22 protein-coding genes are annotated in these 25,056 nt (G+C 53.5%); 10 read left to right on the top strand and 12 right to left on the bottom strand.

The genetic code is table 11. The features are described from left to right. Window positions 1-13 precede the first annotated feature (13 nt). Window positions 14-2,677 (bottom strand): pyruvate dehydrogenase (acetyl-transferring), homodimeric type, encoded by a 2,664-nt coding sequence (gene aceE, locus QNN88_RS13205; protein ID WP_414240621.1) that lies wholly within the window; start codon window positions 2,675-2,677, stop codon window positions 14-16. Between the two features lie 166 nt (window positions 2,678-2,843). Beyond that, complete coding sequence (gene pdhR, locus QNN88_RS13210) at window positions 2,844-3,608, bottom strand: pyruvate dehydrogenase complex transcriptional repressor PdhR (RefSeq protein WP_046475536.1); 765 nt, start codon at window positions 3,606-3,608, stop codon at window positions 2,844-2,846. Between the two features lie 589 nt (window positions 3,609-4,197). On the opposite strand from pdhR, the gene aroP reads away from it, so the two are divergent. From aroP to QNN88_RS13225, 3 genes are all read left to right on the top strand, one after another. After that, on the top strand, window positions 4,198-5,571 hold the full coding sequence (aroP, locus tag QNN88_RS13215) for an aromatic amino acid transporter AroP (RefSeq protein ID WP_414240622.1): 1,374 nt from the start codon (window positions 4,198-4,200) through the stop codon (window positions 5,569-5,571). 158 nt (window positions 5,572-5,729) lie between these two features. Continuing rightward, window positions 5,730-7,136, top strand: a complete 1,407-nt coding sequence (locus QNN88_RS13220; RefSeq protein ID WP_414240623.1) for a glycoside-pentoside-hexuronide (GPH):cation symporter — start codon at window positions 5,730-5,732, stop codon at window positions 7,134-7,136. Then, window positions 7,136-8,086, top strand: a complete 951-nt coding sequence (locus QNN88_RS13225; protein ID WP_414240624.1) for a family 43 glycosylhydrolase — start codon at window positions 7,136-7,138, stop codon at window positions 8,084-8,086. Before QNN88_RS13220 ends, QNN88_RS13225 begins: the two co-directional genes overlap by 1 nt. Before the next feature lie 47 nt (window positions 8,087-8,133). Here the strand turns inward: QNN88_RS13225 and ampE are convergent, their stop codons facing one another. Continuing rightward, window positions 8,134-8,988 carry a beta-lactamase regulator AmpE gene (gene ampE, locus QNN88_RS13230; protein ID WP_414240625.1) on the bottom strand — a complete coding sequence of 285 codons (855 nt, stop codon included), beginning with the start codon at window positions 8,986-8,988 and terminating at the stop codon, window positions 8,134-8,136. Further along, complete coding sequence (gene ampD, locus QNN88_RS13235) at window positions 8,985-9,548, bottom strand: 1,6-anhydro-N-acetylmuramyl-L-alanine amidase AmpD (protein ID WP_414240626.1); 564 nt, start codon at window positions 9,546-9,548, stop codon at window positions 8,985-8,987. Before ampD ends, ampE begins: the two co-directional genes overlap by 4 nt. A gap of 87 nt (window positions 9,549-9,635) precedes the next feature. On the opposite strand from ampD, the gene nadC reads away from it, so the two are divergent. The 4 genes from nadC (at window position 9,636) to hofC (ending at window position 13,766) form a co-directional block, all read left to right on the top strand. Continuing rightward, window positions 9,636-10,535, top strand: coding sequence for a carboxylating nicotinate-nucleotide diphosphorylase (gene nadC / locus QNN88_RS13240; RefSeq protein WP_414240627.1), 900 nt, complete (start codon window positions 9,636-9,638; stop codon window positions 10,533-10,535). Window positions 10,536-10,741: 206 nt separating this feature from the next. Then, window positions 10,742-11,179 carry a prepilin peptidase-dependent pilin gene (gene ppdD / locus QNN88_RS13245; RefSeq protein WP_414240628.1) on the top strand — a complete coding sequence of 146 codons (438 nt, stop codon included), beginning with the start codon at window positions 10,742-10,744 and terminating at the stop codon, window positions 11,177-11,179. 9 nt (window positions 11,180-11,188) lie between these two features. Further along, on the top strand, window positions 11,189-12,574 hold the full coding sequence (gene gspE, locus QNN88_RS13250) for a type II secretion system protein GspE (protein ID WP_414240629.1): 1,386 nt from the start codon (window positions 11,189-11,191) through the stop codon (window positions 12,572-12,574). Further along, window positions 12,564-13,766, top strand: a complete 1,203-nt coding sequence (gene hofC / locus QNN88_RS13255; protein ID WP_414240630.1) for a protein transport protein HofC — start codon at window positions 12,564-12,566, stop codon at window positions 13,764-13,766. The genes gspE and hofC overlap by 11 nt, the downstream gene beginning before the upstream one ends. A 53-nt stretch (window positions 13,767-13,819) precedes the next feature. Here hofC and QNN88_RS13260 read toward each other — a convergent pair whose 3' ends face one another. After that, window positions 13,820-14,863, bottom strand: a complete 1,044-nt coding sequence (locus QNN88_RS13260; protein ID WP_414240631.1) for a GMP reductase — start codon at window positions 14,861-14,863, stop codon at window positions 13,820-13,822. A gap of 225 nt (window positions 14,864-15,088) precedes the next feature. On the opposite strand from QNN88_RS13260, the gene coaE reads away from it, so the two are divergent. The 3 genes from coaE to yacG are packed head-to-tail and all read left to right on the top strand — an operon-like array spanning window position 15,089 to window position 16,656. Next, entirely contained in the window at window positions 15,089-15,709 is a 621-nt protein-coding gene (gene coaE / locus QNN88_RS13265; RefSeq protein ID WP_414240632.1) for a dephospho-CoA kinase, read from the top strand. Continuing rightward, window positions 15,709-16,452 carry a cell division protein ZapD gene (gene zapD, locus QNN88_RS13270; RefSeq protein ID WP_414240633.1) on the top strand — a complete coding sequence of 248 codons (744 nt, stop codon included), beginning with the start codon at window positions 15,709-15,711 and terminating at the stop codon, window positions 16,450-16,452. Before coaE ends, zapD begins: the two co-directional genes overlap by 1 nt. 9 nt (window positions 16,453-16,461) lie before the next feature. Beyond that, the gene (gene yacG / locus QNN88_RS13275) at window positions 16,462-16,656 is read left to right on the top strand and encodes a DNA gyrase inhibitor YacG (RefSeq protein ID WP_414240634.1); all 195 of its coding nucleotides are present in this window, start codon (window positions 16,462-16,464) and stop codon (window positions 16,654-16,656) included. A gap of 64 nt (window positions 16,657-16,720) precedes the next feature. Here the strand turns inward: yacG and mutT are convergent, their stop codons facing one another. From mutT to ftsQ, 7 genes are all read right to left on the bottom strand, one after another. Beyond that, entirely contained in the window at window positions 16,721-17,122 is a 402-nt protein-coding gene (gene mutT / locus QNN88_RS13280) for an 8-oxo-dGTP diphosphatase MutT (RefSeq protein WP_414240635.1), read from the bottom strand. Between the two features lie 58 nt (window positions 17,123-17,180). After that, a complete protein-coding gene (gene secA, locus QNN88_RS13285) occupies window positions 17,181-19,886 on the bottom strand; it encodes a preprotein translocase subunit SecA (RefSeq protein ID WP_414240636.1) in 2,706 nt (901 codons plus the stop codon). A gap of 63 nt (window positions 19,887-19,949) precedes the next feature. Continuing rightward, a complete protein-coding gene (secM, locus tag QNN88_RS13290; RefSeq protein WP_414240637.1) occupies window positions 19,950-20,456 on the bottom strand; it encodes a secA translation cis-regulator SecM in 507 nt (168 codons plus the stop codon). Window positions 20,457-20,734: 278 nt separating this feature from the next. Continuing rightward, window positions 20,735-21,652 carry a UDP-3-O-acyl-N-acetylglucosamine deacetylase gene (gene lpxC, locus QNN88_RS13295; protein ID WP_414240638.1) on the bottom strand — a complete coding sequence of 306 codons (918 nt, stop codon included), beginning with the start codon at window positions 21,650-21,652 and terminating at the stop codon, window positions 20,735-20,737. Window positions 21,653-21,752: 100 nt separating this feature from the next. After that, entirely contained in the window at window positions 21,753-22,904 is a 1,152-nt protein-coding gene (gene ftsZ, locus QNN88_RS13300; RefSeq protein WP_004857884.1) for a cell division protein FtsZ, read from the bottom strand. Window positions 22,905-22,965: 61 nt separating this feature from the next. Further along, on the bottom strand, window positions 22,966-24,228 hold the full coding sequence (gene ftsA / locus QNN88_RS13305; protein ID WP_003018755.1) for a cell division protein FtsA: 1,263 nt from the start codon (window positions 24,226-24,228) through the stop codon (window positions 22,966-22,968). Continuing rightward, on the bottom strand, window positions 24,225-25,055 hold the full coding sequence (gene ftsQ / locus QNN88_RS13310; RefSeq protein ID WP_414240639.1) for a cell division protein FtsQ: 831 nt from the start codon (window positions 25,053-25,055) through the stop codon (window positions 24,225-24,227). Before ftsQ ends, ftsA begins: the two co-directional genes overlap by 4 nt. Window position 25,056 lies beyond the last annotated feature (1 nt).

A 25,056-nucleotide genomic window follows, 5' to 3' on the forward strand; every position in this document is an offset into this window, starting at 1 on the left:
ATTCTTTTACCTCTTACGCCAGACGCGGGTTAACTTTTTCTGCATCGATGTTGAATTTGGTAATTGCGTCTGCGACCACTTTCTTATCGATTTCGCCACGTTTAGCCAGTTCGCCCAGGGCCGCGACTACCACGTAGGAAGCATCCACTTCGAAGTGGTGACGCAGATTTTCACGGCTGTCAGAGCGACCGAAACCGTCGGTACCCAGTACGCGATAATCATCAGCCGGTACATAAGTACGAACCTGTTCGGCAAACAGTTTCATATAGTCAGTTGATGCTACAGCCGGAGCGTCGTTCATCACCTGAGCGATGTACGGAACGCGCGGAGTTTCCATTGGGTGCAGCATGTTCCAGCGTTCACAGTCCTGACCATCACGCGCCAGTTCAGTGAAGGAGGTGACGCTGTACACGTCAGAGCCCACGCCGTAGTCTTTCGCCAGGATCTCTGCCGCTTCACGCACGTGACGCAGGATAGAACCGGAGCCCAGCAGCTGAACTTTACCTTTGCTACCTTCCAGGGTTTCGAGTTTGTAGATACCTTTACGGATACCTTCCTCAGCACCTTCCGGCATGGCTGGCATGTGGTAGTTTTCGTTCAGCGTGGTGATGTAGTAGTAAATGTTCTCTTGCGCTTCACCGTACATGCGTTGCAGACCATCGTGCATGATCACAGCAACTTCGTAGGCGTAAGACGGATCGTAAGAGATACAGTTCGGGATCGTCAGAGACTGAATATGGCTGTGACCATCTTCGTGCTGCAGACCTTCACCGTTCAGCGTTGTACGACCAGACGTCCCGCCAATCAGGAAGCCACGCGCCTGCTGATCGCCTGCTGCCCAGCACAGGTCGCCGATACGCTGGAACCCGAACATGGAGTAGTAGATGTAGAACGGGATCATCGGCAGATCGTTGGTGCTGTAGGAAGTCGCCGCAGCCAGCCAGGAAGACCCTGCGCCCAGCTCGTTGATGCCTTCCTGCAGAATCTGACCTTTCTCGTCTTCTTTGTAGTACGCAACCTGCTCACGGTCCTGCGGGGTGTACTGCTGACCGTTCGGGCTGTAAATACCAATCTGGCGGAACAGACCTTCCATACCGAAAGTACGCGCTTCGTCGGCGATGATCGGAACCAGACGATCTTTGATCGATTTGTTCTTCAGCATCACATTCAGGGCACGAACGAAAGCGATAGTGGTGGAGATCTCTTTGTTCTGCTCTTCCAGCAGCGCACCGAAGTCTTCCAGAGTCGGCAGTTCCAGCTTCTCGGTGAAGTTCGGCTGACGAGACGGCAGATAACCGTGCAGCGCCTGGCGGCGTTCGTGCAGGTATTTGTGCTCTTCAGACCCTTCCGGGAAGGTGATGTAAGACAGTTTTTCAACCTGCTCATCGGTGACAGGAACGTTGAAGCGGTCGCGAATGTAGCGCACGCCGTCCATGTTCATTTTCTTCACCTGGTGAGCGATGTTTTTACCTTCGGCGGTGTCACCCATGCCATAACCTTTGATGGTATGGGCCAGAATGACGGTAGCTTTGCCTTTGGTTTCCTGCGCTTTTTTCAGTGCAGCGTAGACTTTCTTCGGATCGTGACCACCACGGTTCAGCGCCCAGATCTGCTCATCAGTCCAGTCGGCAACCAGTGCTGCGGTTTCCGGGTATTTACCGAAGAAGTGCTCACGAACGTATGCGCCATCTTTGGATTTGAAGGTCTGGTAGTCGCCGTCAACGGTTTCGTTCATCAGTTGGATCAGTTTACCGCTGGTGTCTTTACGCAGCAGTTCATCCCAACGACCGCCCCACATCACTTTGATCACGTTCCAGCCAGCACCTTCGAAGATACCTTCCAGTTCGTTAACGATTTTGCCGTTACCGGTGACCGGGCCGTCCAGACGCTGCAGGTTGCAGTTGATGACGAAGACCAGGTTGTCCAGTTTTTCACGGGTCGCAATGGTGATAGCGCCCTTGGATTCCGGTTCGTCCATTTCACCGTCGCCGAGGAAAGCGTAAACGGTCTGTTTAGAGGTGTCTTTCAGGCCACGGTGTTCCAGATATTTCAGGAATTTAGCCTGATAGATAGCACCGATTGGGCCCAGACCCATAGAAACGGTCGGGAACTGCCAGAATTCCGGCATCAGTTTCGGGTGCGGGTAGGAAGACAGGCCATTGCCATGAACTTCCTGACGGAAGTTGTCCATCTGCTCTTCGGTCAGACGACCTTCCAGGAATGCGCGGGCGTAAATGCCCGGGGAGATGTGGCCCTGGAAGTAAACCAGGTCGCCGCCATCCTGCTCATTGCGGGCACGGAAGAAGTGGTTGAAGCACACATCGTACACGGTCGCAGAAGACTGGAAGGATGCCATGTGGCCGCCCAGCTCGAGGTCTTTTTTCGACGCACGCAGCACGGTCATGATGGCGTTCCAACGGATAGCAGAACGAATACGACGCTCCAGCTCCAGATTGCCCGGATATTCCGGCTCATCTTCAACGGCAATAGTGTTGATGTAATTGCTTGCCCCTGTACCTGCCGCTACTTTCACGCCGCCTTTGCGGGCTTCAGAAAGCAGCTGGTCAATCAGATACTGAGCGCGCTCAACACCTTCTTCACGGATGACCGATTCGATCGCCTGTAGCCAGTCGCGAGTTTCGATCGGATCCACGTCATTTGGGAAACGTTCTGACATGGGGGTATTCCTTATCTATCTAATACGTTGAGTTATCTGGAACCTGTCCCATTAAACTTTCGCCAGAAAGTTTAATAAGACAGGTTCTGCGTTTAGTTGCCGCGCTTTTAATTCATTAGCGCTTGATTTACAACATCTTCTGGCTAACGAGCTACCAGAAAAATCACTAATTCTTTCGCTGCTCCAGACGACGTAAGGCGCGTTCACGGCGGCTCTCCTCACGACTGCGATCGAGCAGAATCTCTTCGATAAACGCCAGATGGCGATGTGATGCTTCACGCGCCTCTTCTGGCTTACCGGCAATAATCGCTTCGAAAATACGGGTGCGGTGACTACTCACCAGCGGAAGCATCTCGCGACGCGAATAGAGCAACTCGAAGTTCTGACGAACGTTCTGAGCCAGCATGGGTTCCATACACCTTAGCAGATGAAGTAGCACCACATTGTGCGCCGCTTCGGTGACAGCAATTTGATACTGGAGGACCGCATCGGACTCGGCATCGCGGTCGCCCGACTCTTGCGCCAGTTCAATGGCATGGTGCAGTTCACGAATGCGCGTTTTGTCTTCATCCGTGCTGCGCAGCGCTGCGTAATATGCAGCAATGCCTTCCAACGCATGGCGCGTCTCAAGCAGGTCAAACTGGGATTCAGGATGGTCGGAGAGCAGTTCTACCAGTGGATCGCTAAAGCTCTGCCACAGGCTACTCTGAACAAAAGTGCCACCACCCTGGCGACGAAGCAGCAATCCCTTCGCTTCGAGACGTTGAATCGCCTCGCGCAAGGAGGGACGGGAGACGTCGAACTGTTTCGCCAGTTCGCGTTCCGGAGGGAGTTTTTCGCCGGGGCGCAGTGTGCCCTCAAGGATCAAAAACTCCAGCTGTTGCTCAATCACATCGGATAATTTTGGTTGGCGGATTTTGCTGTAGGCCATGATGTCCTGTCTTAAGCCATTTGCCCGAAGTCAATTGGTCTTACCAATTTCATATCTGTGACGCTAAAGTAACAAAGTATTCACCTTATGTCCATACAGGTTTTGATTGAAATCAGTAAACCAGGCACATTTTAACAACATTACAGAAATAACGTTTCAAACATGTAACTATGCACAAATGTTAAATTTACCTCCCTCGAAGTGGTTTTAACCTTAATGAAACGAAGAAAAATCCTGGTTGAACCGATTCAAACGCCTATTTATTCAAAATAAGAGCATAACTAGTTAATTCAGGTCTGATGAAAGTGTTACCAGGGGGTAAAATGAGGGACGGGTAATTGCTCTCTTTTTATTCAACTCGTCAGCATCCATTCACAAAGCAGGTGCATTCCCTGCCGCATACCATTATTCTGATCCTGACAAAAGAGTTTCGGCGACATTTTAAAAACCATTGCTGTAAACAAAATAATACAACAAACGGAATTGCAAACTTACACGCATCACTGCGTAGGACAAATAATAATGACTCAAATTGCCTGGTCGCCATAACGCAACCGGGTACTAAAGGGTAAACCACACACGAGGTTTCATGATGGATAGTCAGCAGCACGGCGAGCAGCTAAAGCGCGGCCTTAAGAACCGCCATATCCAGCTTATCGCGCTGGGCGGTGCAATAGGAACAGGTCTGTTCCTGGGGAGCGCCTCCGTTATTCAGTCCGCGGGCCCCGGTATTATTCTGGGTTATGCGATTGCGGGTTTTATTGCCTTCCTTATTATGCGCCAGTTGGGTGAGATGGTGGTTGAGGAGCCGGTTGCCGGTTCGTTCAGTCACTTTGCCTATAAGTACTGGGGGAGTTTTGCCGGCTTTGCGTCAGGCTGGAACTATTGGGTGCTGTACGTGTTGGTCGCGATGGCGGAACTGACCGCCGTCGGCAAGTACATTCAGTTCTGGTGGCCCGAGATCCCGACATGGGTTTCGGCAGCCGTCTTCTTCATCGCTATTAACGCCATCAACCTGACCAACGTAAAAGTGTTCGGTGAAATGGAGTTCTGGTTTGCCATCATCAAAGTCATCGCCGTGGTCGCGATGATTATCTTTGGCGGCTGGCTGCTGTTCAGCGGCAATGGTGGTCCACAGGCGACCGTACGTAACCTGTGGGAACAGGGCGGTTTTCTGCCTCACGGCATGACCGGGCTGGTGATGATGATGGCGATCATCATGTTCTCGTTCGGTGGGCTGGAGCTGGTCGGTATTACCGCCGCTGAAGCCGATAACCCGGAGCAAAGCATCCCGAAAGCCACCAATCAGGTTATCTACCGTATTCTGATTTTCTATGTGGGTTCACTGGCCGTTCTGCTCTCTCTGCTGCCGTGGACGCGTGTCACTGCCGACACCAGCCCGTTTGTCCTGATCTTCCACGAGCTGGGTGATACCTTCGTGGCGAACGCGCTGAATATCGTAGTACTGACCGCGGCGCTGTCGGTGTACAACAGCTGCGTTTACTGTAACAGCCGCATGCTGTTTGGGCTGGCGCAGCAGGGTAACGCCCCCAAAATACTGCTCTCTGTCGATAAGCGCGGCGTGCCGGTGAACACCATTATTGTCTCCGCACTGGTCACAGCGCTGTGCGTACTGATCAACTATATGGCGCCGGAGTCCGCCTTCGGTCTGCTGATGGCGCTGGTGGTCTCCGCGCTGGTGATCAACTGGGCGATGATAAGCCTGGCGCACATCAAATTCCGCCGCGCCAAGCAGCAACAGGGGGTGAAAACCCGCTTCCCGGCGCTGTTCTATCCGCTGGGTAACTGGGTCTGTCTGGCCTTCATGGCGGCGGTGCTGGTGATTATGCTGATGACGCCGGGTATGGCGATTTCGGTTTACCTGATCCCGGTATGGCTGGTTGTGCTGGGCATCGGTTATCTGTGCAAACAGAAAACCGCGAAGACAGCAAAAGCGCATTAATCCTTCTGACCCTCACCCGTCCTGGGTGAGGGTTGTTACCTGCCTCACACTTTTCCCCCAACAGCCATTTCGTCCATATCAGCGGCGCTATCCTGCAACGCAATTCATGGCTTACAGACGAATAATTCTTTCCATCACCTTGATGGGGAGACATCTCAATGGATACAGGTAAGCTGTCGGTAAGAGAAAAGATTGGTTATGGCATGGGCGATGCCGGATGCAACATCATCTTTGGCGCTATCATGCTGTTTGTGAACTACTTTTATACGGATATCTTTGGTCTCGCCCCGGCGCTGGTCGGGGTATTATTACTGTCAGTACGCGTTATTGATGCCGTTACTGACCCCATTATGGGCGCTATTGCTGATCGGACCCAAAGCAAATATGGCCGTTTTCGTCCATGGTTACTGTGGATTGCCTTCCCTTACGCGCTGTTCAGCATTCTGATGTTCACCACCCCGGAATGGACTTATAGCAGCAAAGTTATCTATGCGTTTGTCACCTACTTTCTGCTGTCAATTACCTACACGGCGATTAACATTCCCTACTGTTCGTTAGGCGGCGTGATCACCAACGACCCGAAAGAACGCGTGGCCTGCCAGTCTTACCGCTTTGTGCTGGTCGGAATCGCGACCCTTTTGCTGTCGCTGACTCTGCTGCCGATGGTTGACTGGTTTGGCGGGGATAATAAAGCGAAGGGCTATCAACTGGCGATGACCGTGCTGGCGATTATCGGTATGTGCATGTTCCTGTTCTGCTTCGCCAGCGTTCGTGAGCGCGTACGCCCTGCTGTCCCCACCCACGACGATATGAAGAACGACTTCAAAGACGTGTGGAAAAACGACCAATGGGTACGCATTCTGCTGCTGACGCTGTGTAACGTCTGCCCGGGCTTCATCCGGATGGCAGCAACCATGTATTACGTCACCTGGGTCATGGGACAAAGCACCCACTTCGCCACGCTTTTTATCAGCCTCGGCGTTGTCGGCATGATGATCGGTAGCGTACTGGCGAAAGTACTGACCGACCGCTGGTGCAAGCTGAAAGTCTTCTTCTGGACCAACATCGGGCTGGCGATCTTCTCCTGCACGTTTTACTTCTTCGATCCCAAAGCCACGGTGATGATTGTGGCGCTCTACTTCCTGCTCAACATTCTGCACCAGATCCCGTCACCGCTGCACTGGTCGCTGATGGCGGACGTTGACGACTATGGTGAATGGAAAACGGGTAAACGCATTACCGGCATCAGCTTCTCCGGCAACCTGTTCTTTCTGAAGCTCGGTCTGGCGATTGCCGGCGCGATGGTCGGCTTCCTGCTCTCATGGTACGGCTACGATGCCGGAGCGAAAGCGCAAAGCGATTCCGCGATCAACGGTATCGTGCTGCTCTTTACCGTCATTCCGGGCGTCGGCTATTTGATTACCGCCGGCGTGGTACGTCTGCTGAAAGTCGATCGGGAATTGATGAAACAGATTCAGGACGACCTGGAAAAACGTCGTACTAACTATCGCGAACTGAATGATTATCAGGAACTGAAAGCCACTGAAACCGTAAGGAAAGCCTGATGCAAAACTGGCCCAACCCATTTATCGAACAACGCGCCGATCCGTTTATCCTGCGCGACGGCAGCGATTACTATTTTATTGCTTCAGTACCGGAATACGACCGACTGGAAATCCGCCGGGCGGATTCGCTGGAAGGATTGCGCACAGCGACACCCGTTATCGTCTGGCGCAAACCCGAATATGGACCGATGAGCGAACTGATCTGGGCACCGGAAATCCATCATCTCGACGGGAAATGGATTATTTACTTTGCGGCCGCGCCTACCCGGACACTCGACAAACTGGGCATGTTTCAGCATCGGATGTACGCGCTGGAGTGCACCGGTACCGATCCGCTCACCGGCAGCTGGGTTGAGAAAGGCCAGGTGAAAACGCCATTTGATACCTTTGCACTCGATGCCACAACCTTTCACCATCAGGGAAAACAGTGGTATCTGTGGGCGCAAAAATCACCGGATATCGCCGGTAACTCCAATATTTATCTGGCTGAGCTGGAAAATCCGTGGACGATTAAAGGCCAGCCGGTGATGCTCAGCAAGCCAGAGTACGATTGGGAGTGTCGGGGCTTTTGGGTAAACGAAGGTCCGGCGGTATTAACTCACGGTGACCGGCTGTTCATCAGCTACTCCGCCAGCGCCACGGACGAAAACTACTGCATGGGACTGTTATGGATTGATATCCATGCCGATCCGTTGAACCCGGCAAACTGGCACAAATCCCCGCGTCCGGTGTTCACCACCAGCCAGGAAAATCGTCAATATGGACCCGGGCACAACAGCTTTACCCAAACACCGGAGGGGGATGACGTGCTGGTGTATCACGCACGCAACTACACCGAAATTGAAGGCGATCCGCTTTACGATCCTAATCGCCATACCCGTCTGAAGCTGATTCACTGGGATGAAAACGGAATGCCGGATTTTGGCATCCCGCCTGCGGATACACTGTAAAATCGTTGCCCGGTAACACGCGACTTACCGGGCGTCCTGCCGGTACGTTAAATTAACGTGCCATAAATGGTGAGCACGGCAATCACCACCACTAAGGCAAACGACGTTTTCTTCGCCATGGAAACTGCCGCTCTCGGCGTTTCAACCTTATCGGTATGCGGCTCGCGCGCCAGCGAGAACTGCGCCAAACGTGTTAACACCTGATACTGCGATGTACGCAGATCTGCCAGCGAGGCAAACCATGCGGGCAGCGCTTTTTCGCCATGACCGATCAGAGCATACACCACGCCCGCCAGACGCACCGGGATCCAGTCCAGCACGTGGAGAATGGCATCAATACCCGACTGTAAACGTTCAAGCGGCGTCTGGTAGCGCGCCAGCCAGGACTGCCACGAACGCAGAAAGGCATAGCCCACCAGCAGTACCGGCCCACAAGAACCACCGACAATCAGCCAGAACAGCGGCGCGATATAGAAACGGAAGTTAATCCACAGCAGCGCGTTTTGCAGTTCACGTAAAAACTCGCGCTCATTGCAATCCGGTGGAACGCCATGAATCATCGTCAGTTCGCTGGCCATCGCCGTACGGGCATGCGCATCATCACGCGACGCCGCGTTAAGATAGGCATGGTAGTGCATTCGTACTTTGCCCGCACCAATGCACAGCAACCCAATAAGGATCCACGCCACAATCGTTGGCACATTAAACAGTAGTCCATCGAGCGCTCGCAGCAGCAGGAACGTGACCACCATTGCGATAATCATCATCCCCAGCGTACGCGCCATCGAGAAGCGTTTGACCCGGCGGAAAAACGCTTCTAAACGGTGATCGAGCTGCCAGTGTTCGCCCAGCTTAAACAGGCGCTCGACGAGCAGCACCAGTAATGTCGTAAACAGCGTCATGTCATCTCCTTATCTGACGAGGCGGTGATCAGGGCGCGAAACTTTGCCCAGTCAAAAGCCGGACCGGGATCGGTCTTACGCTCAGGCGCAATATCGCAGTGCCCGGTTATGTTTTCGGCAATAGCCGGGTAAATCTTTATCAACGCATCCGTGATGGCGGCCAGTTGTTGGTACTGGACATCGGTGTAGGCCAGTGAATCGGTCCCTTCCAGCTCAATGCCAATCGAAAAGTCATTGCAGCGTTCACGCCCATGATAGTTCGACACACCGGCATGCCATGCACGCTTATCAAAAGGAACATACTGAACGATTTCGCCATCGCGACGAATCAGACAATGAGCGGAAACGCGAAGATGCGCGATTTCGGCAAAAAAGGGATGGGCGTTGGGATCAATTGTTCCAGTGAATAGTGCGTCAATCCACGGACCGCCAAACTCACCGGGCGGCAGGCTGATATTGTGCACCACCAGTAAGGAGGGAACTTCATCATCCGGGCGGCAATCATAATGCGGAGAAGGAACGCGACGCGCTTCTGCCAGCCAGCCCTTGTCTAACAACATGCCGAATCTCCTTTTGAGTGGTGCTTATAGCCGCTTCAGAGTAGCATGTTTCTACCTTATGATTCGTTAGCAATTTGGAGTTTTCTCATGCCGCCTCGCCGCTATAACCCTGACTACCGACGTGACGCGCTGTTGGAACGTATTAACCTGGATATCCCAAACGTTGTCGCTCAGGCGCTGCGTGAAGATTTAGGCGGTGAAGTGGATGCCAGCAACGATATTACGGCTCAACTTTTACCGGAGAACACCCGTTCTCATGCCACGGTCATCACCCGTGAAGACGGCGTTTTTTGTGGAAAACGCTGGGTAGAAGAGGTCTTTATTCAACTGTCCGGCGATGATGTCAGCATCACCTGGCATGTGGAAGACGGCGACAGCATCAAGGCCAACCAACCGCTGTTTGAGCTGGACGGCCCCTCTCGCGTGTTATTGACCGGCGAGCGTACCGCGCTGAACTTCGTGCAGACCCTGTCAGGGGTTGCCAGCGAAGTGCGTAAGTACGTTGATATTCTGGCGGGCACAAAGACCCAACTTTTAGATACGCGTAAAACCCTGCCGGGGCTGCGTACCGCGCTGAAATATGCCGTGCTCTGCGGCGGCGGCGCGAATCATCGACTGGGGCTTTCGGATGCCTTCCTGATCAAAGAGAACCACATTATTGCTTCCGGCTCAGTGCGTCAGGCGGTGGAAAAAGCCTTCTGGCTTCATCCGGATGTGCCAGTAGAAGTCGAAGTTGAAAACCTCGATGAACTGGACGATGCGCTGAAAGCCGGTGCCGACATCATCATGTTGGACAACTTTGAAACGGAACAGATGCGTGAGGCGGTAAAACGGACCAACGGCCAGGCGCGCCTGGAAGTTTCCGGCAACGTAACCCACGAAACGCTGCGGGAATTCGCGGAAACCGGCGTCGATTTTATCTCCGTTGGTGCGCTAACCAAGCATCTCCGGGCGCTCGATTTGTCCATGCGCTTCGCTAACGCGTAAACATGATATGGCCCGATAACGCGCTGCTTATCGGGTCTTCTTGACCCTTCCCGCTATAAAATTCCTCGTAGTGCCTCGCAACAACATGTCTTACGGCTACAACCCGATAATATTCCTCTGAAGCCACCTTCCCGATTCATTTTTTGCTGCTCGCCTGGCGTACCGGCGTTTGCCAAAGTGACGTTCACTCACTCAAGGAGCGAACAATGGATAAACAACGCGGATTTACCCTTATTGAACTGATGGTCGTCATCGGCATTATTGCCATCCTCAGCGCCATCGGCATTCCGGCTTATCAGAACTATCTGCGCAAAGCGGCGCTGACCGATATGCTGCAAACCTTTGTCCCCTACCGCACTGCCGTCGAACTCTGCGCCCTGGAGCACGGTGGCACAGACACCTGCGACGCAGGCGTCAACGGGATTCCCTCTCCTACAACAACGCGCTATGTCTCAGGAATGAGCGTCGAAAATGGGGTGGTTTCTCTTACCGGCCAGGAAAGCCTGAACGGACTTAGCGTCACCATGACGCCGGGATGGGACAAAGCAGAAGGCATTACGGGCTGGACGCGTAACTGCAACATCCAGAATGACAGCACGTTAAAACAGGCCTGCGAAGATGTCTTTCGCTTTGATAGCCATTAAGGAAGCGCCATGAACACGACGCAACTCAGCGCGCTGTGCCAGCGCTACCAGGGAATATTACTTGATGCCAATAACGATGCGGTACACATTGCCGTCGAAAATGCCCCTTCTCATGAACTGCTGGACGCCCTGCATTTCGCCACAACTCGCCGCATTGAGATTGCCTGCTGGACGCGCCAGCAAATGGAACAACACCAGCATCACTCCTCACCCTCGTTGCCGTCCGTGGTACCTGAAAACAGCGTCAGCGCAGCGGTTATGCTGGATAAAACATTACAGAGCGCGCTGGCGAAACGGGCTTCGGATATCCACATAGAACCCGCTGAGCATCACGTTCGCCTTCGCTTACGGGTCGACGGCGTGCTGCATAGCTTACCCGATATCGCCAAAGAGACCGGCATCGCCCTGACGGCACGCCTGAAAGTATTAAGCCATCTGGATATCGCGGAACACCGCTTGCCGCAGGACGGGCAATTTACCGTTGAGCTAAACGGCGCTACCGTCTCTTTTCGTATCGCTACCCTTCCTTGCCGCTATGGCGAAAAGGTAGTGCTGCGATTGCTGCAACAGGTGAATCAGGCTCTGGATGTCTCCACGCTGGGTATGCATGACACGCAGCTCGCTGCCTTTATCCACGCCCTGCAACAACCACAAGGGCTGATCCTCGTCACCGGCCCTACGGGTAGCGGTAAAACAGTCACCCTTTATAGCGCGTTGCAAACGCGGAACGCACCGGAGGTGAACCTGTGTAGCGTTGAAGATCCCGTGGAAATTCCCCTCGACGGTATCAATCAGACGCAGATCCATCCGCGTGCCGGACTGACCTTTCAGGGCGTGTTACGGGCACTGCTGCGTCAGGATCCTGATATCATCATGGTGGGCGAAATCCGCGACGGCGAAACCGCAGAAATTGCCATTAAGGCCGCACAGACCGGGCATCTCGTGCTTTCCACGCTGCATACTAACTCAACCTGTGAAGCGCTGGTGCGCTTACAACAAATGGGCGTGGCGCGCTGGATGCTCTCTTCCGCGTTAACCCTGGTCGTGGCACAACGCCTGGTCAGAAAGCTGTGTCCACATTGTCGGCGGCTTATTGACGATCCGATTCGTTTACCGCCCGCATACTATCCAACGCCGCTTCCCCGCTGGCAGGCGGTTGGCTGCGAACACTGTTATCACGGATTCTATGGTCGCGCAGCGCTGTTTGAACTGCTCGCGATCACTGCCGAACTGCGTCATCAAATAGCCAGTGATATCTCAGCAGCAACGCTGGAAGCCCATGCGAAACAGGCTGGAATGAGCACACTCTTTGAAAGCGGGTGCCGCGCCGTCGATCAAGGGCTAACCACATTCGAGGAACTGGTGCGTATTCTGGGTATGCCAGATGATCACTAAAAAGCTGTGGTACTGGCAGGGAATGTATCCCGATGGCCTGCCCGGGGAGGGAACCCTCTGGGCAGGAAATCGACTCCTGCTGATGCAAGAACTGGAACAACGCCAGGTCATGCCCCTTCGCGTGAAACTTTTGCGCGTAAAACGTGCGCTTTGGCGCAATGACCAATGTACGGAAGTCATTCACCAACTCGCCACGCTCCTGAAAGCGGGTTTGACACTCTCCGAAGGGCTGGAACTGCTCGCCGGACAGCAACCAAGCAAGCAGTGGCAAGCATTGCTGGGGAGTCTTGCGTACGAACTGGAACACGGTACGCCACTCTCCAGCGCGCTGGCGCAGTGGCCAGATGTCTTTCCGCCGCTGTATCAGGCAATGATTCGTACCGGTGAACTGACAGGGAAACTGGATGAATGCTGCTTTGAACTCGCCCGGCAACAGAAGGCGCAAAGACAGTTAACCGATAAGGTCAAAAAAGCGCTGCGTTACCCCATCATTATTTTAACGATGGCGGCCATGGTTGTGCTGGCGATGCTCCACTTTGTCCTGCCTGAATTTGCTGCCATTTACCAGACCTTTAACACGCCGCTACCTGCTCTCACTCAGGGGATCATCGCGTTTGCCGACTGGAGTCAACGCTGGGGCTGGCTGATTATCCTGCTGGCCGTCATGCTTATCGTGGCCAATAGTCTGTTGAACCGAAAGCCCGAATGGCAAATTCTGCGCCAGCGCGGATTACTCCGCATGCCTGTTATGGGACCGTTAATCCGGGGCCAGAAACTCACACAAATCTTTACTATCCTCGCACTGACTCAGACAGCGGGGATCGCTTTTTTACCCGCGCTTGAGAGTGTGAAAGAGACGATTCAGTGCCCCTACTGGGCACTGCGACTGGCACAGGTACAGCACGATATCAGTACCGGCGTGCCCGTCTGGCAGGCGCTCAAAAATGCGCAAGAATTTAGCCCGCTGTGCCTGCAACTGGTCAGGACAGGCGAAGCCTCTGGTTCGCTGGATATCATGCTGCGTAACCTTGCCCGTCATCATAATGAACATACCCAGGCACTGGCCGACAACCTGGCGGCGTTACTGGAGCCTGCGCTGCTGGTGATTACCGGGCTTATCATCGGCACACTGGTCGTGGCGATGTATTTACCGATTTTCCATCTGGGCGATGCGATGAGTGGCGTGGGATAACGAAGGAAAGCCAAAAGCAGAACTGGCGCTGAATGCAGCGCCAGTACAGGAAATTACAGGCTATTGAAAACGCGGTTTTCTTGTTCCTGAACCCGGATAAATGTCGTACGTTTGGTCAGTTCTTTCAGACGAGAGGCGCCGACATAGGTACAGGCTGAACGCAGGCCGCCGAGGATATCGCGCGCGGTGTTCTCCACCGGGCCGCGCAGCGGCAGCTTGACGGTTTTCCCTTCCGCAGCCCGATACTGCGCAACGCCACCGACATGACGGGTCATAGCGGATTCAGAGCTCATGCCGTAGAACAGCATGAATTTTTCGCCGTTTTCTTCAACGATTTTACCGCCACTCTCTTCGTGACCGGCCAGCATACCGCCAAGCATCACGAAATCAGCGCCGCCGCCGAATGCTTTCGCCACATCTCCAGGCATGGTACAACCACCATCGCTGACAATCATCCCACCCAGACCGTGCGCCGCATCAGCACATTCGATCACCGCAGACAGTTGCGGATAACCAACACCGGTTTTCACACGGGTGGTGCAGACGGAACCCGGACCAATCCCGACCTTAACGATATCCGCGCCGGACAGAACCAGTTCCTCACACATTTCGCCCGTCACCACGTTACCGGCGCAAATGGTTTTGGTCGGCCAGGCTTCACGCGCTTTCGACACGAACTGGACGAAGTGTTCGGAATAGCCATTGGCAACATCGATGCAGACAAAGTTCAGTGCCGGATCCAACGCCAGAATCTGTTTGGTCTTCTCGAAATCCGCATCGGACGTACCGGTAGAAACCATAACGTGCTTGAGAACATCAGCAGACGCCGTGCCAACGAAGGCCGCCCAGTCTTCAACGGTATAATGCTTATGAACGGCGGTCAGCACATCGAAAGAGGCGAGAGCCGTTGCCATCGCAAATGTTCCGACGGTATCCATATTAGCAGCAATAATCGGAACGCCGGACCAGGTCTGACCTGAGTGTTTGAAGGTGAATTGACGTTCCAGCTCAACGTCGGAACGACTTTTAAGAGTAGAACGCTTAGGGCGGATAAGAACGTCTTTGAAACCTAACTTCAGATCTTCTTCAATACGCATGTGCGGATTCCTGGGGTTAAGGGCTATTGGTATGAGAGCGCAACTCCAGTGACGCTATCATACGCACTAATCAATGCCGCGCAAGACTGCGAAAATCTCTTTTTTTACGCTACAATCCCATAAATTTACCTGGTGAAAGGCAGGCGATCCCTGCGTCATCATGGCCAGTGTACGTTCAACATTTAACCAATTGATTATCATAGTGAATTCCCGGGAAGCAAACGTATGAAGTATACAGTAGCCTTAACTGGCGGCATTGGCAGTGGTAAAAGCACCGTCGCGAATGCCTTTGCTGATCTCGGAATTCAGATAATTGACGCAGATATTATTGCCCGACAGGTGGTCGAGCCGGGCACACCTGCACTGGATGCCATTGCGGCACATTTTGGCCCTGAACTGATTGCCGCAGACGGCACGCTGCATCGTCGACTGCTGCGCGAACGGATTTTTGCTGATCCGCAAGAGAAGGCCTGGCTCAGTGCCTTGCTTCATCCGCTCATCCAGCAGGAGACCCAACGTCAGTTGCAACAGGCGACGTCTGCGTACGTGCTGTGGGTGGTGCCATTGCTGGTTGAAAACGGCCTTTATCGCCAGGCAAACCGCGTGCTCGTCGTGGATGTCACCCCCGAGACGCAGCTTTCCCGGACCATGCAGCGCGACGACGTTACGCGCGCGCACGTCGAACAGATTCTCGCAGCCCAGGCATCGCGTGAAGCGCGCCTTGCCGTGGCAGACGATGTTATTGATAATAATGGCGCACCAGACTCCATCATGTCGGATGTCGCCCGCCTGCACGCACGTTATCTCCAGCTTGCGTCGCAGTTTGTCTCACAGGAAAAACCGTAATGCACACCCAGGTCCTTTTTGAACACCCTCTCAATGAGAAGATGCGTACATGGTTGCGCATTGAATTTTTGATTCAACAACTCTCCACCCGCTTACCGATTGCAGAGAGTTCAGATGCCCTGCACTTCTTTCGTAATGCCGGAGATTTGTTGGACGTATTCGAACGTGGCGAAGTGCGTACAGAATTACTGAAAGAGCTTGAGCGTCAGCAACGTAAGCTTCAGGCATGGATTGAAGTCCCGGGTGTCGATCAGAGCCGTATTGATGCTCTGCGCCAGCAATTAAAAACGGCTGGCAGTGTTTTGATCTCCGCGCCGCGTATGGGACAGTTTTTGCGTGAGGATCGGCTGATTGCCCTGGTCCGCCAGCGTTTGAGCATTCCCGGCGGTTGCTGCAGCTTTGATTTACCGACGCTACATATCTGGCTGCATATGCCGCAAACGCAGCGTGATGCGCAAGTCGATAGCTGGCTTGCCAGTCTGAACCCGCTGAACCAGGCGCTGACATTGATCCTGGATTTGATTCGCAACTCAGCCCCGTTCCGTAAGCAAACCAGCCTGAATGGCTTTTATCAGGACAACGGGGAAGACGCAGATTTACTGCGCCTGCAGTTGCCGCTGGGTTTAGAGCTTTACCCGCAAATTTCCGGTCATAAGAGCCGTTTTGCGATCCGCTTTATGCCGTTCGATAGCGATAATGGCGTCGTGCCTGAACGCCTGGATTTCGAACTGGCCTGCTGTTAAGGAATAAACATGTCAGAGACAATCACCGTAAACTGCCCAACCTGCGGCAAAACAGTAGTATGGGGCGAGATAAGTCCGTATCGCCCGTTCTGCTCAAAACGTTGTCAGTTAATCGATTTAGGCGAATGGGCTGCCGAAGAGAAACGCATTCCCAGCAGTGGCGATCTCTCCGAAAGCGACGACTGGAGCGAAGGGAAAGAGTAAATCTGCCGTCACGCAGGCGGGCAGGTGCAGTACCCCGCCAAACTTTGCCGGATGACGGTCTGCCTTATCCGGCCTGCAGATTTTGTTTTAACTTCGCAATCACCGGTTCATTTGCCGGTGGAAAATCCTTCGCCTGCAATACCCCGGTGGCAATCCATTTCCCAGGCTGTCCTTCTTTCCCCCACGGCTCGCCTTTCCAGCTTTCGACCAGCCAGAACCACAGCGTGATATGCCTGTCCGGAAACTGATACTCCAGCTTCTCGAAAAGTATGGCGCCTACCGGCGTAATTCCCACCTCCTCCTCGAGTTCGCGACTCAGCGCCTGCTCCGGCGTCTCTCCGGCCTCAATCTTTCCGCCAGGAAATTCCAGTTTGTTCGCCATATGTGCGTCAGGCGCACGCTGGGTGATAAAAATTTCGTTATACGGATTACGGATAATCCCGACGGCGATATTCAATTTTTTCATATTGTCGTATCCATAAAAAAGGCGCAGTTTCCTGCGCCTCATCGTTATTATTCAGATCTTAGCTCAGACGGCCGTGGCACTGTTTGTATTTTTTACCGGAACCACACGGACACGGATCGTTACGACCCACCTTACGCTCGCCCGTTTGCGCCGCCAGATCGGCCGCTGCGGCGCTGTCATCATCCTGGTGGCTCAGCTGCTGCATCTGCGCTAAACGCTCTGCTTCTTCACGACGCTGTTGCTCCATCGCTTCGACTTCTTCCGGCATGCGTACCTGAACTTTGCTCAACGTACTGATCACTTCGTATTTCAGTGACTCCAGCATGGACGCGAACATCGCGAAGGATTCACGCTTATATTCCTGCTTCGGATCTTTCTGCGCATAGCCACGCAGGTGGATACCCTGACGCAGGTAATCCATCGCTGCGAGGTGCTCTTTCCACAGGGAATCAAGCGTTTGCAACATGACGCCTTTTTCAAAGTGACGCATCATCTCTGCGCCAACCACTTCTTCTTTGCGCTGATACACTTCGATGGCCTGCGCCAGGATACGCTCACGTAACGTCTCTTCATGCAGCTCCGGCTCTTTATCCAGCCATTCTGCAATCGGCATATCCAAATCAAAGTCATTTTTCAGACGTTCCTGCAGGCCCGGAACATCCCACATTTCTTCCAGAGACTGTGGCGGAATGTAAGCATCAATGGTGACTTTAAACACGTCCTCACGGATGCTGTTAATGGTTTCGCTAACGTCGCTGACATCCAGCAATTCATTACGCTGGCTATAAATTGCGCGACGCTGATCGTTAGCAACATCATCATATTCCAGCAGTTGCTTACGAATATCGAAGTTGCGGCTTTCCACTTTACGCTGCGCATTGGCAATCGCTTTAGTGACCCACGGGTGCTCAATAGCCTCGCCCGGTTTCATCCCCAGTTTACGCATCATGCCGGACACGCGGTCAGAGGCAAAAATACGCATCAACGCATCTTCCATCGACAGGTAGAAACGCGAAGAACCCGCATCCCCCTGACGACCGGAACGACCGCGCAGCTGGTTATCGATACGGCGAGATTCATGGCGTTCAGTACCAATGATGTGCAAACCACCGGACGCCAGCACCGCTTCATGACGAACCTGCCAGTCAGCTTTAATCTGTGCAATTTGCTCTGGCGTTGGGTTCTCCAGCGCGGCCACTTCTGCCTGCCAGCTACCACCCAGCACAATATCCGTACCACGACCGGCCATGTTGGTGGCAATGGTCACTGCCGCCGGGTAGCCTGCCTGCGCAACAATCGCAGCTTCGTTGGCGTGGAATTTGGCGTTCAGCACGTTGTGCTTGATACCGGCTTTGGTCAGTTCATTAGAAACCACTTCGGATTTCTCGATGGAAATAGTCCCCACCAGAACCGGCTGACCATTGGCTGTACGCTCTTTGATATCTTCAATGATCGCCTGGATTTTTTCTGCTTCGGTCATATAAACCAGATCCGGCATATCCTTACGGATCATCGGACGGTTAGTCGGCACCACCACGGTATCCAGTTTATAGATTGAGCTGAACTCGAACGCTTCGGTATCTGCCGTACCGGTCATACCGGCCAGTTTTTCATACAGACGGAAGTAGTTCTGGAAAGTGATCGAGGCCAGCGTCTGGTTCTCGTTCTGGATCTCCACACCCTCTTTCGCTTCTACAGCCTGGTGCAGGCCATCGGACCAGCGACGGCCCTGCATGGTACGACCGGTGTGTTCGTCAACGATGATGACTTCACCGTCTTTGACGATGTAGTCAACGTCGCGGGTGAACAGCGCGTGTGCGCGCAACGCCGCAGTCACGTGGTGCATCAGCATAATGTTGCCCGGAGAGTACAGCGACTCGCCTTCATCCATAATGCCTTCTTTCACCAGCAGTTCTTCAATCAATACCAGGCCGCGTTCGGTCAGGTTAACCTGACGCGCTTTTTCATCGACGGAGAAGTGACCTTCGCCCTGGAAGGTGTCGGAATCTTCTTTCTCCTGACGAATCAGGTGCGGGATGATTTTGTTCACTTTCTTGTACATTTCCGAGCTGTCTTCCGCCGGGCCGGAAATGATCAGTGGCGTACGCGCTTCATCGATCAGAATGGAGTCAACCTCATCCACCAACGCATAGTGCAGCTTACGCTGTACACGCTCTTCAGGGCTGAACGCCATGTTGTCACGCAAGTAGTCAAAGCCATATTCGTTGTTAGTGCCGTAGGTAATGTCAGCGGCATAGGCTTCGCGCTTGGCTGGTGCAGGCATCCCCGGCAGGTTGATGCCGACGGTCATACCCAGGAATTCGAACAGCGGGCGGTTGTTTTCGGCGTCACGTTGCGCCAGGTAGTCGTTCACGGTAACGACGTGAACGCCTTTGCCGCTCAGCGCATTCAGGTAAGCGGGCAACGTTGCCGTCAGGGTTTTACCTTCACCGGTACGCATTTCCGCGATGCAGCGTTCGTTAAGTACCATCCCACCGAGCAACTGAACGTCGAAGTGACGCATGCCGAATACACGCTTACTGGCCTCACGTACGACAGCAAACGCTTCCGGAATCAGGCTTTCCACGCTTTCGCCTTTTTCCAGGCGCGCACGGAATTCACCCGTTTTCGCTTTCAGTTCCTCATCGGAGAGTTTTTCCATCTCCGGTTCCATGGCATTGATCACTGCAACTGCTTTACGCATACGACGCAACGTACGATCGTTACGGCTACCGAATACTTTCGTTAATAATTTGATTAGCATATTAAAATCTCAAACGCCCCGCGATGTGGGGTCATAATAATGTATTGAAGTTTATTGGGTTTTTTAGCTGAGGCGTTGAGGGCCGGCGCGGATCCCCTGCGCCTGACTGATCCAGGCGGGAACGGTGAATACGGCCTGAGGCGTAAAATGAGCATACGTTATACATGGCGCACTTGCCGAAGGCATCCCTTCCTGAGTCAGCATCGCGCTGAGTGTGTTCAGTAAGGCTAAATGGTGCGCCTGGAGCGGTAACGGTTCTTCAGCAACGGGCAGCGCCTGTGGTGCCATTGCGAAGGAAAGATGACGGATGACCGTACGAATAGCATGCTGATGCCAGTAGTCGACGGTGAAATTAGGGCGACGATTGCTCGCTTCCAGCAATGCCAGCTGGCTGAAATTGACTTTAACGCTTTGATCGTGGCTGCTGGCTGCCGCTTTTGCAGGCGTCGTCGGCTCAACGCTGTTCCCGAGCGCGGGCAGGCCAAAGCTCGCCGCGACCATCCCTAATAAGAGATGCGGCCAGAAATAGCGTCTACCTAACTGTCGCCAGCGCGTCAGTATTCCACTCACGTTATTGCCATCCCAATCGTGTTATTCAAAACGTTTTTTGCGCACAAATCTTATCATTAATGCGCAGGCACTACAGCAGTATTGATGAGAAGTTGCGGGTAAAAGTGCTTAAGAAAGCAGCGTTCGCACAGCATCGCTATTCGGTATGTGCACGAACAACACCGAATGACACTTTTGATGACAGGCAGAGCAGAAAAATGCCAAAAAAAAACGACTGGCTTACCTGGCCGGAGAGAGTGCCAGATTTACCAGTCGAATTTATGCGACAACCTGTGTCGTTATGCCAGTACGGTCGAAGGCGCTTTGAAAGCCAGCGGCAGTTCTGCGTCGTCCTGGAAGGTCACAAACTCCCAGGCTTCCTGTTTTGCCAGGACGGCCTGCAGCAGTTTGTTATTCAATGCATGACCGGATTTATACGCGGTAAATGCACCAATAATATTGTGACCACACATGAACAGGTCGCCAATGGCGTCGAGCATTTTGTGACGAACGAATTCATCTTCAAAACGCAGACCGTCTTCGTTCAGTACGCGATAATCGTCAACAACGATGGCACAATCGAAGCTACCGCCCAGGCACAGGCCACGGGACTGCAGATATTCGATATCACGCATGAAACCAAAAGTACGCGCGCGGCTGATCTGGCGCATGAACGCGTCAGCAGAGAAATTCATCGCATAGCGCTGAGTGCTGGAGTCGATCGCCGGATGATTAAAGTCGATGGTGAAATCCAACGTAAAACCATTGAACGGTCTGAACTCGGCCCACTTGTCGCCATCTTCGACCCGAACAGTCTCTTTAATGCGTACAAATTTCTTGGCGCTGTTCAGTTCTTCAATACCGGCGTCAAGCAGCAGGTAGACGAACGGAGCAGCACTGCCATCCATGATCGGGATTTCCGGAGCATCGACTTCGATAACAATGTTATCGATACCCAGACCCGCCAGAGCAGCGTTAAGATGCTCAACGGTTGAAATCCGTACATCATGCTCATTAACCAGACACGTACAGAGCATGGTATCACGCACAGATTTGGCATCGGCCGGGAAATCTACCGGTGGATTCAAGTCGGTGCGACGATAGATGACCCCGGTATTAGCCGGCGCAGGGCGTAATGTCAGGGTGACTTTCTTGCCGGTATGCAAACCGACGCCAGTCGCCTGAACGATACGTTTAAGTGTCCTTTGTTTGATCATCGTATAATCTCGCCAAATTACCTATCCAACCGAAGTGTACTATACATTCGGTGGGCCAGTTTAGCACAAAGAGCCTCGAATCCCAAATTCCAGCCAATTCTTAGTCAGCTTGCTTACGCAGGAACGCAGGGATATCCAGATAATCCGGTTCTTTCGCGGTTTGCGGCGTATTGTCGTTCACCACTTTCGCGACCGGTTTCTGTTCTTGCGTCAACGGTGCCATGCCGTGCTGCTGGTAACGGTCCATCACCGGCTGCTGCACCTGTTTATTGGTAACCAGGGTAATTTCAGGACGCTTGTCCATACCGATACCGGTAGCAACAACGGTGACACGCAGCTCGTCGTTCATATCCGGGTCGAGAGAGGTACCGATCACCACGGTTGCGTTATCCGATGCAAAAGCACGGATGGTGTTACCCACGGTTTCGAACTCATCCAGACGCAGGTCGAAGCCGGCCGTGATGTTGACCAGTACGCCACGCGCACCCGACAGATCGATATCTTCCAGCAGCGGAGAAGAGATCGCCATTTCAGCAGCTTCTTCCGCACGGTCTTCACCGCTCGCCACGCCGGAACCCATCATCGCATAGCCCATTTCAGACATCACGGTGCGTACGTCAGCAAAGTCGACGTTCATCAGACCCGGACGGGTGATCAGTTCCGCGATACCCTGCACCGCGCCTTTCAGCACGTCGTTCGCCGCGCCAAACGCGTCGAGCAAGGAGATACCACGACCGAGGACTTTCAGCAGTTTGTCATTCGGGATGGTGATCAGCGAGTCCACATGCTTGGACAGCTCAGTGATCCCCTGCTCGGCGAAAGCCATGCGCTTTTTGCCTTCAAAATTGAAAGGCTTGGTCACGACCGCAACGGTCAGGATCCCTAAATCTTTAGCCACTTCCGCAACCACTGGCGCTGCACCGGTACCGGTACCGCCGCCCATGCCTGCGGCGATGAACACCATGTCAGCGCCGTCAAGCGCGGCACGCAGCGCTTCACGGTCTTCATCTGCTGCATTGCGACCAACTTCCGGGTTCGCACCCGCACCCAGACCTTTGGTAATACCGCTACCGATCTGAATAGTCTGGCCAACCGCCGTCTTTCGCAACGCCTGAGCGTCGGTATTTACCGCGAAGAATTCAACACCCTCAATGCGCTCGCGCACCATGTGTTCAACGGCATTACCGCCGCCGCCACCGACGCCGATGACTTTAATCACCGCGTCGTTGGTCAGTTCCATAGGTTCAAACATAGTTTCTCTCTCCGTTGTGCCTGTCGCCTGAGGCCGTAATTTTCGCCGGCCTCATAAAAAATTAAAACTCTTTTCGCAGCCAGCTGTTAAGACGTTTAATCCAGGAGCCGACTGAAGCCGTAACACGTTTTTCTACTTCCGCTTCGCCACTTAAATGGGACTCTTTCCCGTAGTGAAGCAGCCCCACCGCCGTTGAGTAATACGGCTCCTGAGCGTAATCCGTCAGACCGGTAATATTCAGCGGCGCACCGATACGCACTTGCGTATGGAACACGCGCTGGGCACAGGCGGCAAGACCTTCAATTTGCGCCGCGCCACCGGTCAGTACAATCCCCGCCGCCAGGTGATGTTTTACCCCTTGCTGGCGAAGCTGTTCCTGTAATTGCAATATCTCTTCGTTGACCAGATTGAGCAGTTCGGTATAACGCGGCTCAATCACCTCTGCCAGCGTCTGTCGTTGCAGACTGCGCGGTGGACGTCCACCCACGCTTGGCACTTCAACGCTTTCATCTTTTCCGACGATGGATCCCAGCGCGCAGCCGTGGCGAACTTTAATCGCTTCGGCGTCGCTCGGCGGCGTACCGAAGGCATACGCGATGTCGCTGGTGACCACATTACCTGCATAAGGGATCACTTTGGTATGGCGCAAGGCTCCGCCAGTATAAACGGCGATGTCCATTGTACCACCACCAATATCGACGACGCAGACGCCCAGTTCACGTTCATCTTCCGTCAAGACGGAATAACTGGCCGCCAGTCCGGCGAATATCAGTTGGTCAACTTTCAGGCCACAACGTTCCACGGCTTTAACAATGTTCTTCGCCATATCGTTGTGGCAGGTGATCAAATGCACTTTTGCCTGCATGCGAACACCGGAAAGACCGACCGGGTTTTTAATCCCTTCCTGATAGTCAATCGCATATTCCTGCGGGATAACGTGCAGAACACGGTGCTCATCGCGAACGCGCACTGATTTCGCGGTATGCACGACGTTTTCCACGTCTTCCTGCGTCACTTCTTCTTCCGAAATCGGCACCATGCCGATTTCATTCTGACAGCTAATGTGTTTGCCCGAAAGCGCCAGATAGACTGATGAAATCTGGCAATCTGCCATCAGTTCTGCCTGATCAATGGCGCGCTGCACGCATTTCACCACGGATTCGAGGTCGTTCACCCCGCCTTTATCCATCCCCCGTGACGGGCAACTGCCCACGCCAATGATATTGACCATACCGTCGGGCAGAACTTCCCCTACTAAAGCGGCGACCTTCGCGGTGCCAATCTCCAGTCCAACTACCAGTTTTCTGTCCGTCGCCTTGATCATTGTTGTTCTGCCTGTGCCTGATTCTGTTGCTGATTAGATTCCTCAGGAGGTAAGGGAACCCACCCTACTGCCGCCCCCGAGTCATAACGCAAATCAACGTAGCTAATCCGTTTGCCATCGGTTTGCGCCTGCTGCTGTAAAACCGGGTAAAGTTCTACAAAGCGAGCCAAACGTTTCATCGTGTCGCCCCTGCCAAGGTTGAGCTTAATATCGTTATTAAGCGTCAACTGCCAGGAACGACGTGCGGTCATTGCCGCTTCCTTTAGGGTAAACCGGTCTTTCGCCAACACTTGCGACATGTCACGATATCCCTGCAACACTTCACTCGCACTGCCTTCCGGGCCAGATAACATAGGTAAAACCTGCTTACTGGTGCGATCGGCCGGCACGCTGAAGGCATTTCCTTCGGCGTCTACCATATGCTGATCATTCCATCGCGCAATCGGCACATATTCAACCAGATGAATCTTCAATTCATCAGGCCATTGCTTTCTGACGCTGGCCTGCTTAATCCATGGCAAGCGTTCAATCTGGCTCTGGATGATATTCACATCCTGAGTCATAAAGGTGCCTGGCGCGCCCAGCGCCAGAATCGACTGGCGAATATCATCATTCTTCGTGTAATGGCGCTCACCGGTTAACACCAGCTTTGACAGCGGCAAACGCTGCGCATCTTCCATCCACCCCAACACAACCCAGCCGCTGACCAGCACGGTACACAGCACCGTCAGCAGGAAGAAAATCCCTGCAAGACGCGTTCCATTATTGCGACGTGAGGAAGAAGTCTCTTCTTCACTGTTTCGCGTGTTCAGCGCAGCCTGCGACATA

The sequence above is a fragment of the Citrobacter sp. ANG330 genome (assembly GCF_047467925.1).
Classification (GTDB): domain Bacteria; phylum Pseudomonadota; class Gammaproteobacteria; order Enterobacterales; family Enterobacteriaceae; genus Citrobacter_A; species Citrobacter_A amalonaticus_G.

Excerpts from the sequence above, each read along its gene's own strand:
- aceE (WP_414240621.1), bottom strand. The coding sequence starts at position 2,677 with ATGTCAGAACGTTTCCCAAATGACGTGGATCCGATCGAAACTCGCGAC.
- pdhR (WP_046475536.1), bottom strand. The coding sequence starts at position 3,608 with ATGGCCTACAGCAAAATCCGCCAACCAAAATTATCCGATGTGATTGAG.
- aroP (WP_414240622.1), top strand. The coding sequence starts at position 4,198 with ATGATGGATAGTCAGCAGCACGGCGAGCAGCTAAAGCGCGGCCTTAAG.
- QNN88_RS13220 (WP_414240623.1), top strand. The coding sequence starts at position 5,730 with ATGGATACAGGTAAGCTGTCGGTAAGAGAAAAGATTGGTTATGGCATG.
- QNN88_RS13225 (WP_414240624.1), top strand. The coding sequence starts at position 7,136 with ATGCAAAACTGGCCCAACCCATTTATCGAACAACGCGCCGATCCGTTT.
- ampE (WP_414240625.1), bottom strand. The coding sequence starts at position 8,988 with ATGACGCTGTTTACGACATTACTGGTGCTGCTCGTCGAGCGCCTGTTT.
- ampD (WP_414240626.1), bottom strand. The coding sequence starts at position 9,548 with ATGTTGTTAGACAAGGGCTGGCTGGCAGAAGCGCGTCGCGTTCCTTCT.
- nadC (WP_414240627.1), top strand. The coding sequence starts at position 9,636 with ATGCCGCCTCGCCGCTATAACCCTGACTACCGACGTGACGCGCTGTTG.
- ppdD (WP_414240628.1), top strand. The coding sequence starts at position 10,742 with ATGGATAAACAACGCGGATTTACCCTTATTGAACTGATGGTCGTCATC.
- gspE (WP_414240629.1), top strand. The coding sequence starts at position 11,189 with ATGAACACGACGCAACTCAGCGCGCTGTGCCAGCGCTACCAGGGAATA.
- hofC (WP_414240630.1), top strand. The coding sequence starts at position 12,564 with ATGATCACTAAAAAGCTGTGGTACTGGCAGGGAATGTATCCCGATGGC.
- QNN88_RS13260 (WP_414240631.1), bottom strand. The coding sequence starts at position 14,863 with ATGCGTATTGAAGAAGATCTGAAGTTAGGTTTCAAAGACGTTCTTATC.
- coaE (WP_414240632.1), top strand. The coding sequence starts at position 15,089 with ATGAAGTATACAGTAGCCTTAACTGGCGGCATTGGCAGTGGTAAAAGC.
- zapD (WP_414240633.1), top strand. The coding sequence starts at position 15,709 with ATGCACACCCAGGTCCTTTTTGAACACCCTCTCAATGAGAAGATGCGT.
- yacG (WP_414240634.1), top strand. The coding sequence starts at position 16,462 with ATGTCAGAGACAATCACCGTAAACTGCCCAACCTGCGGCAAAACAGTA.
- mutT (WP_414240635.1), bottom strand. The coding sequence starts at position 17,122 with ATGAAAAAATTGAATATCGCCGTCGGGATTATCCGTAATCCGTATAAC.
- secA (WP_414240636.1), bottom strand. The coding sequence starts at position 19,886 with ATGCTAATCAAATTATTAACGAAAGTATTCGGTAGCCGTAACGATCGT.
- lpxC (WP_414240638.1), bottom strand. The coding sequence starts at position 21,652 with ATGATCAAACAAAGGACACTTAAACGTATCGTTCAGGCGACTGGCGTC.
- ftsZ (WP_004857884.1), bottom strand. The coding sequence starts at position 22,904 with ATGTTTGAACCTATGGAACTGACCAACGACGCGGTGATTAAAGTCATC.
- ftsA (WP_003018755.1), bottom strand. The coding sequence starts at position 24,228 with ATGATCAAGGCGACGGACAGAAAACTGGTAGTTGGACTGGAGATTGGC.
- ftsQ (WP_414240639.1), bottom strand. The coding sequence starts at position 25,055 with ATGTCGCAGGCTGCGCTGAACACGCGAAACAGTGAAGAAGAGACTTCT.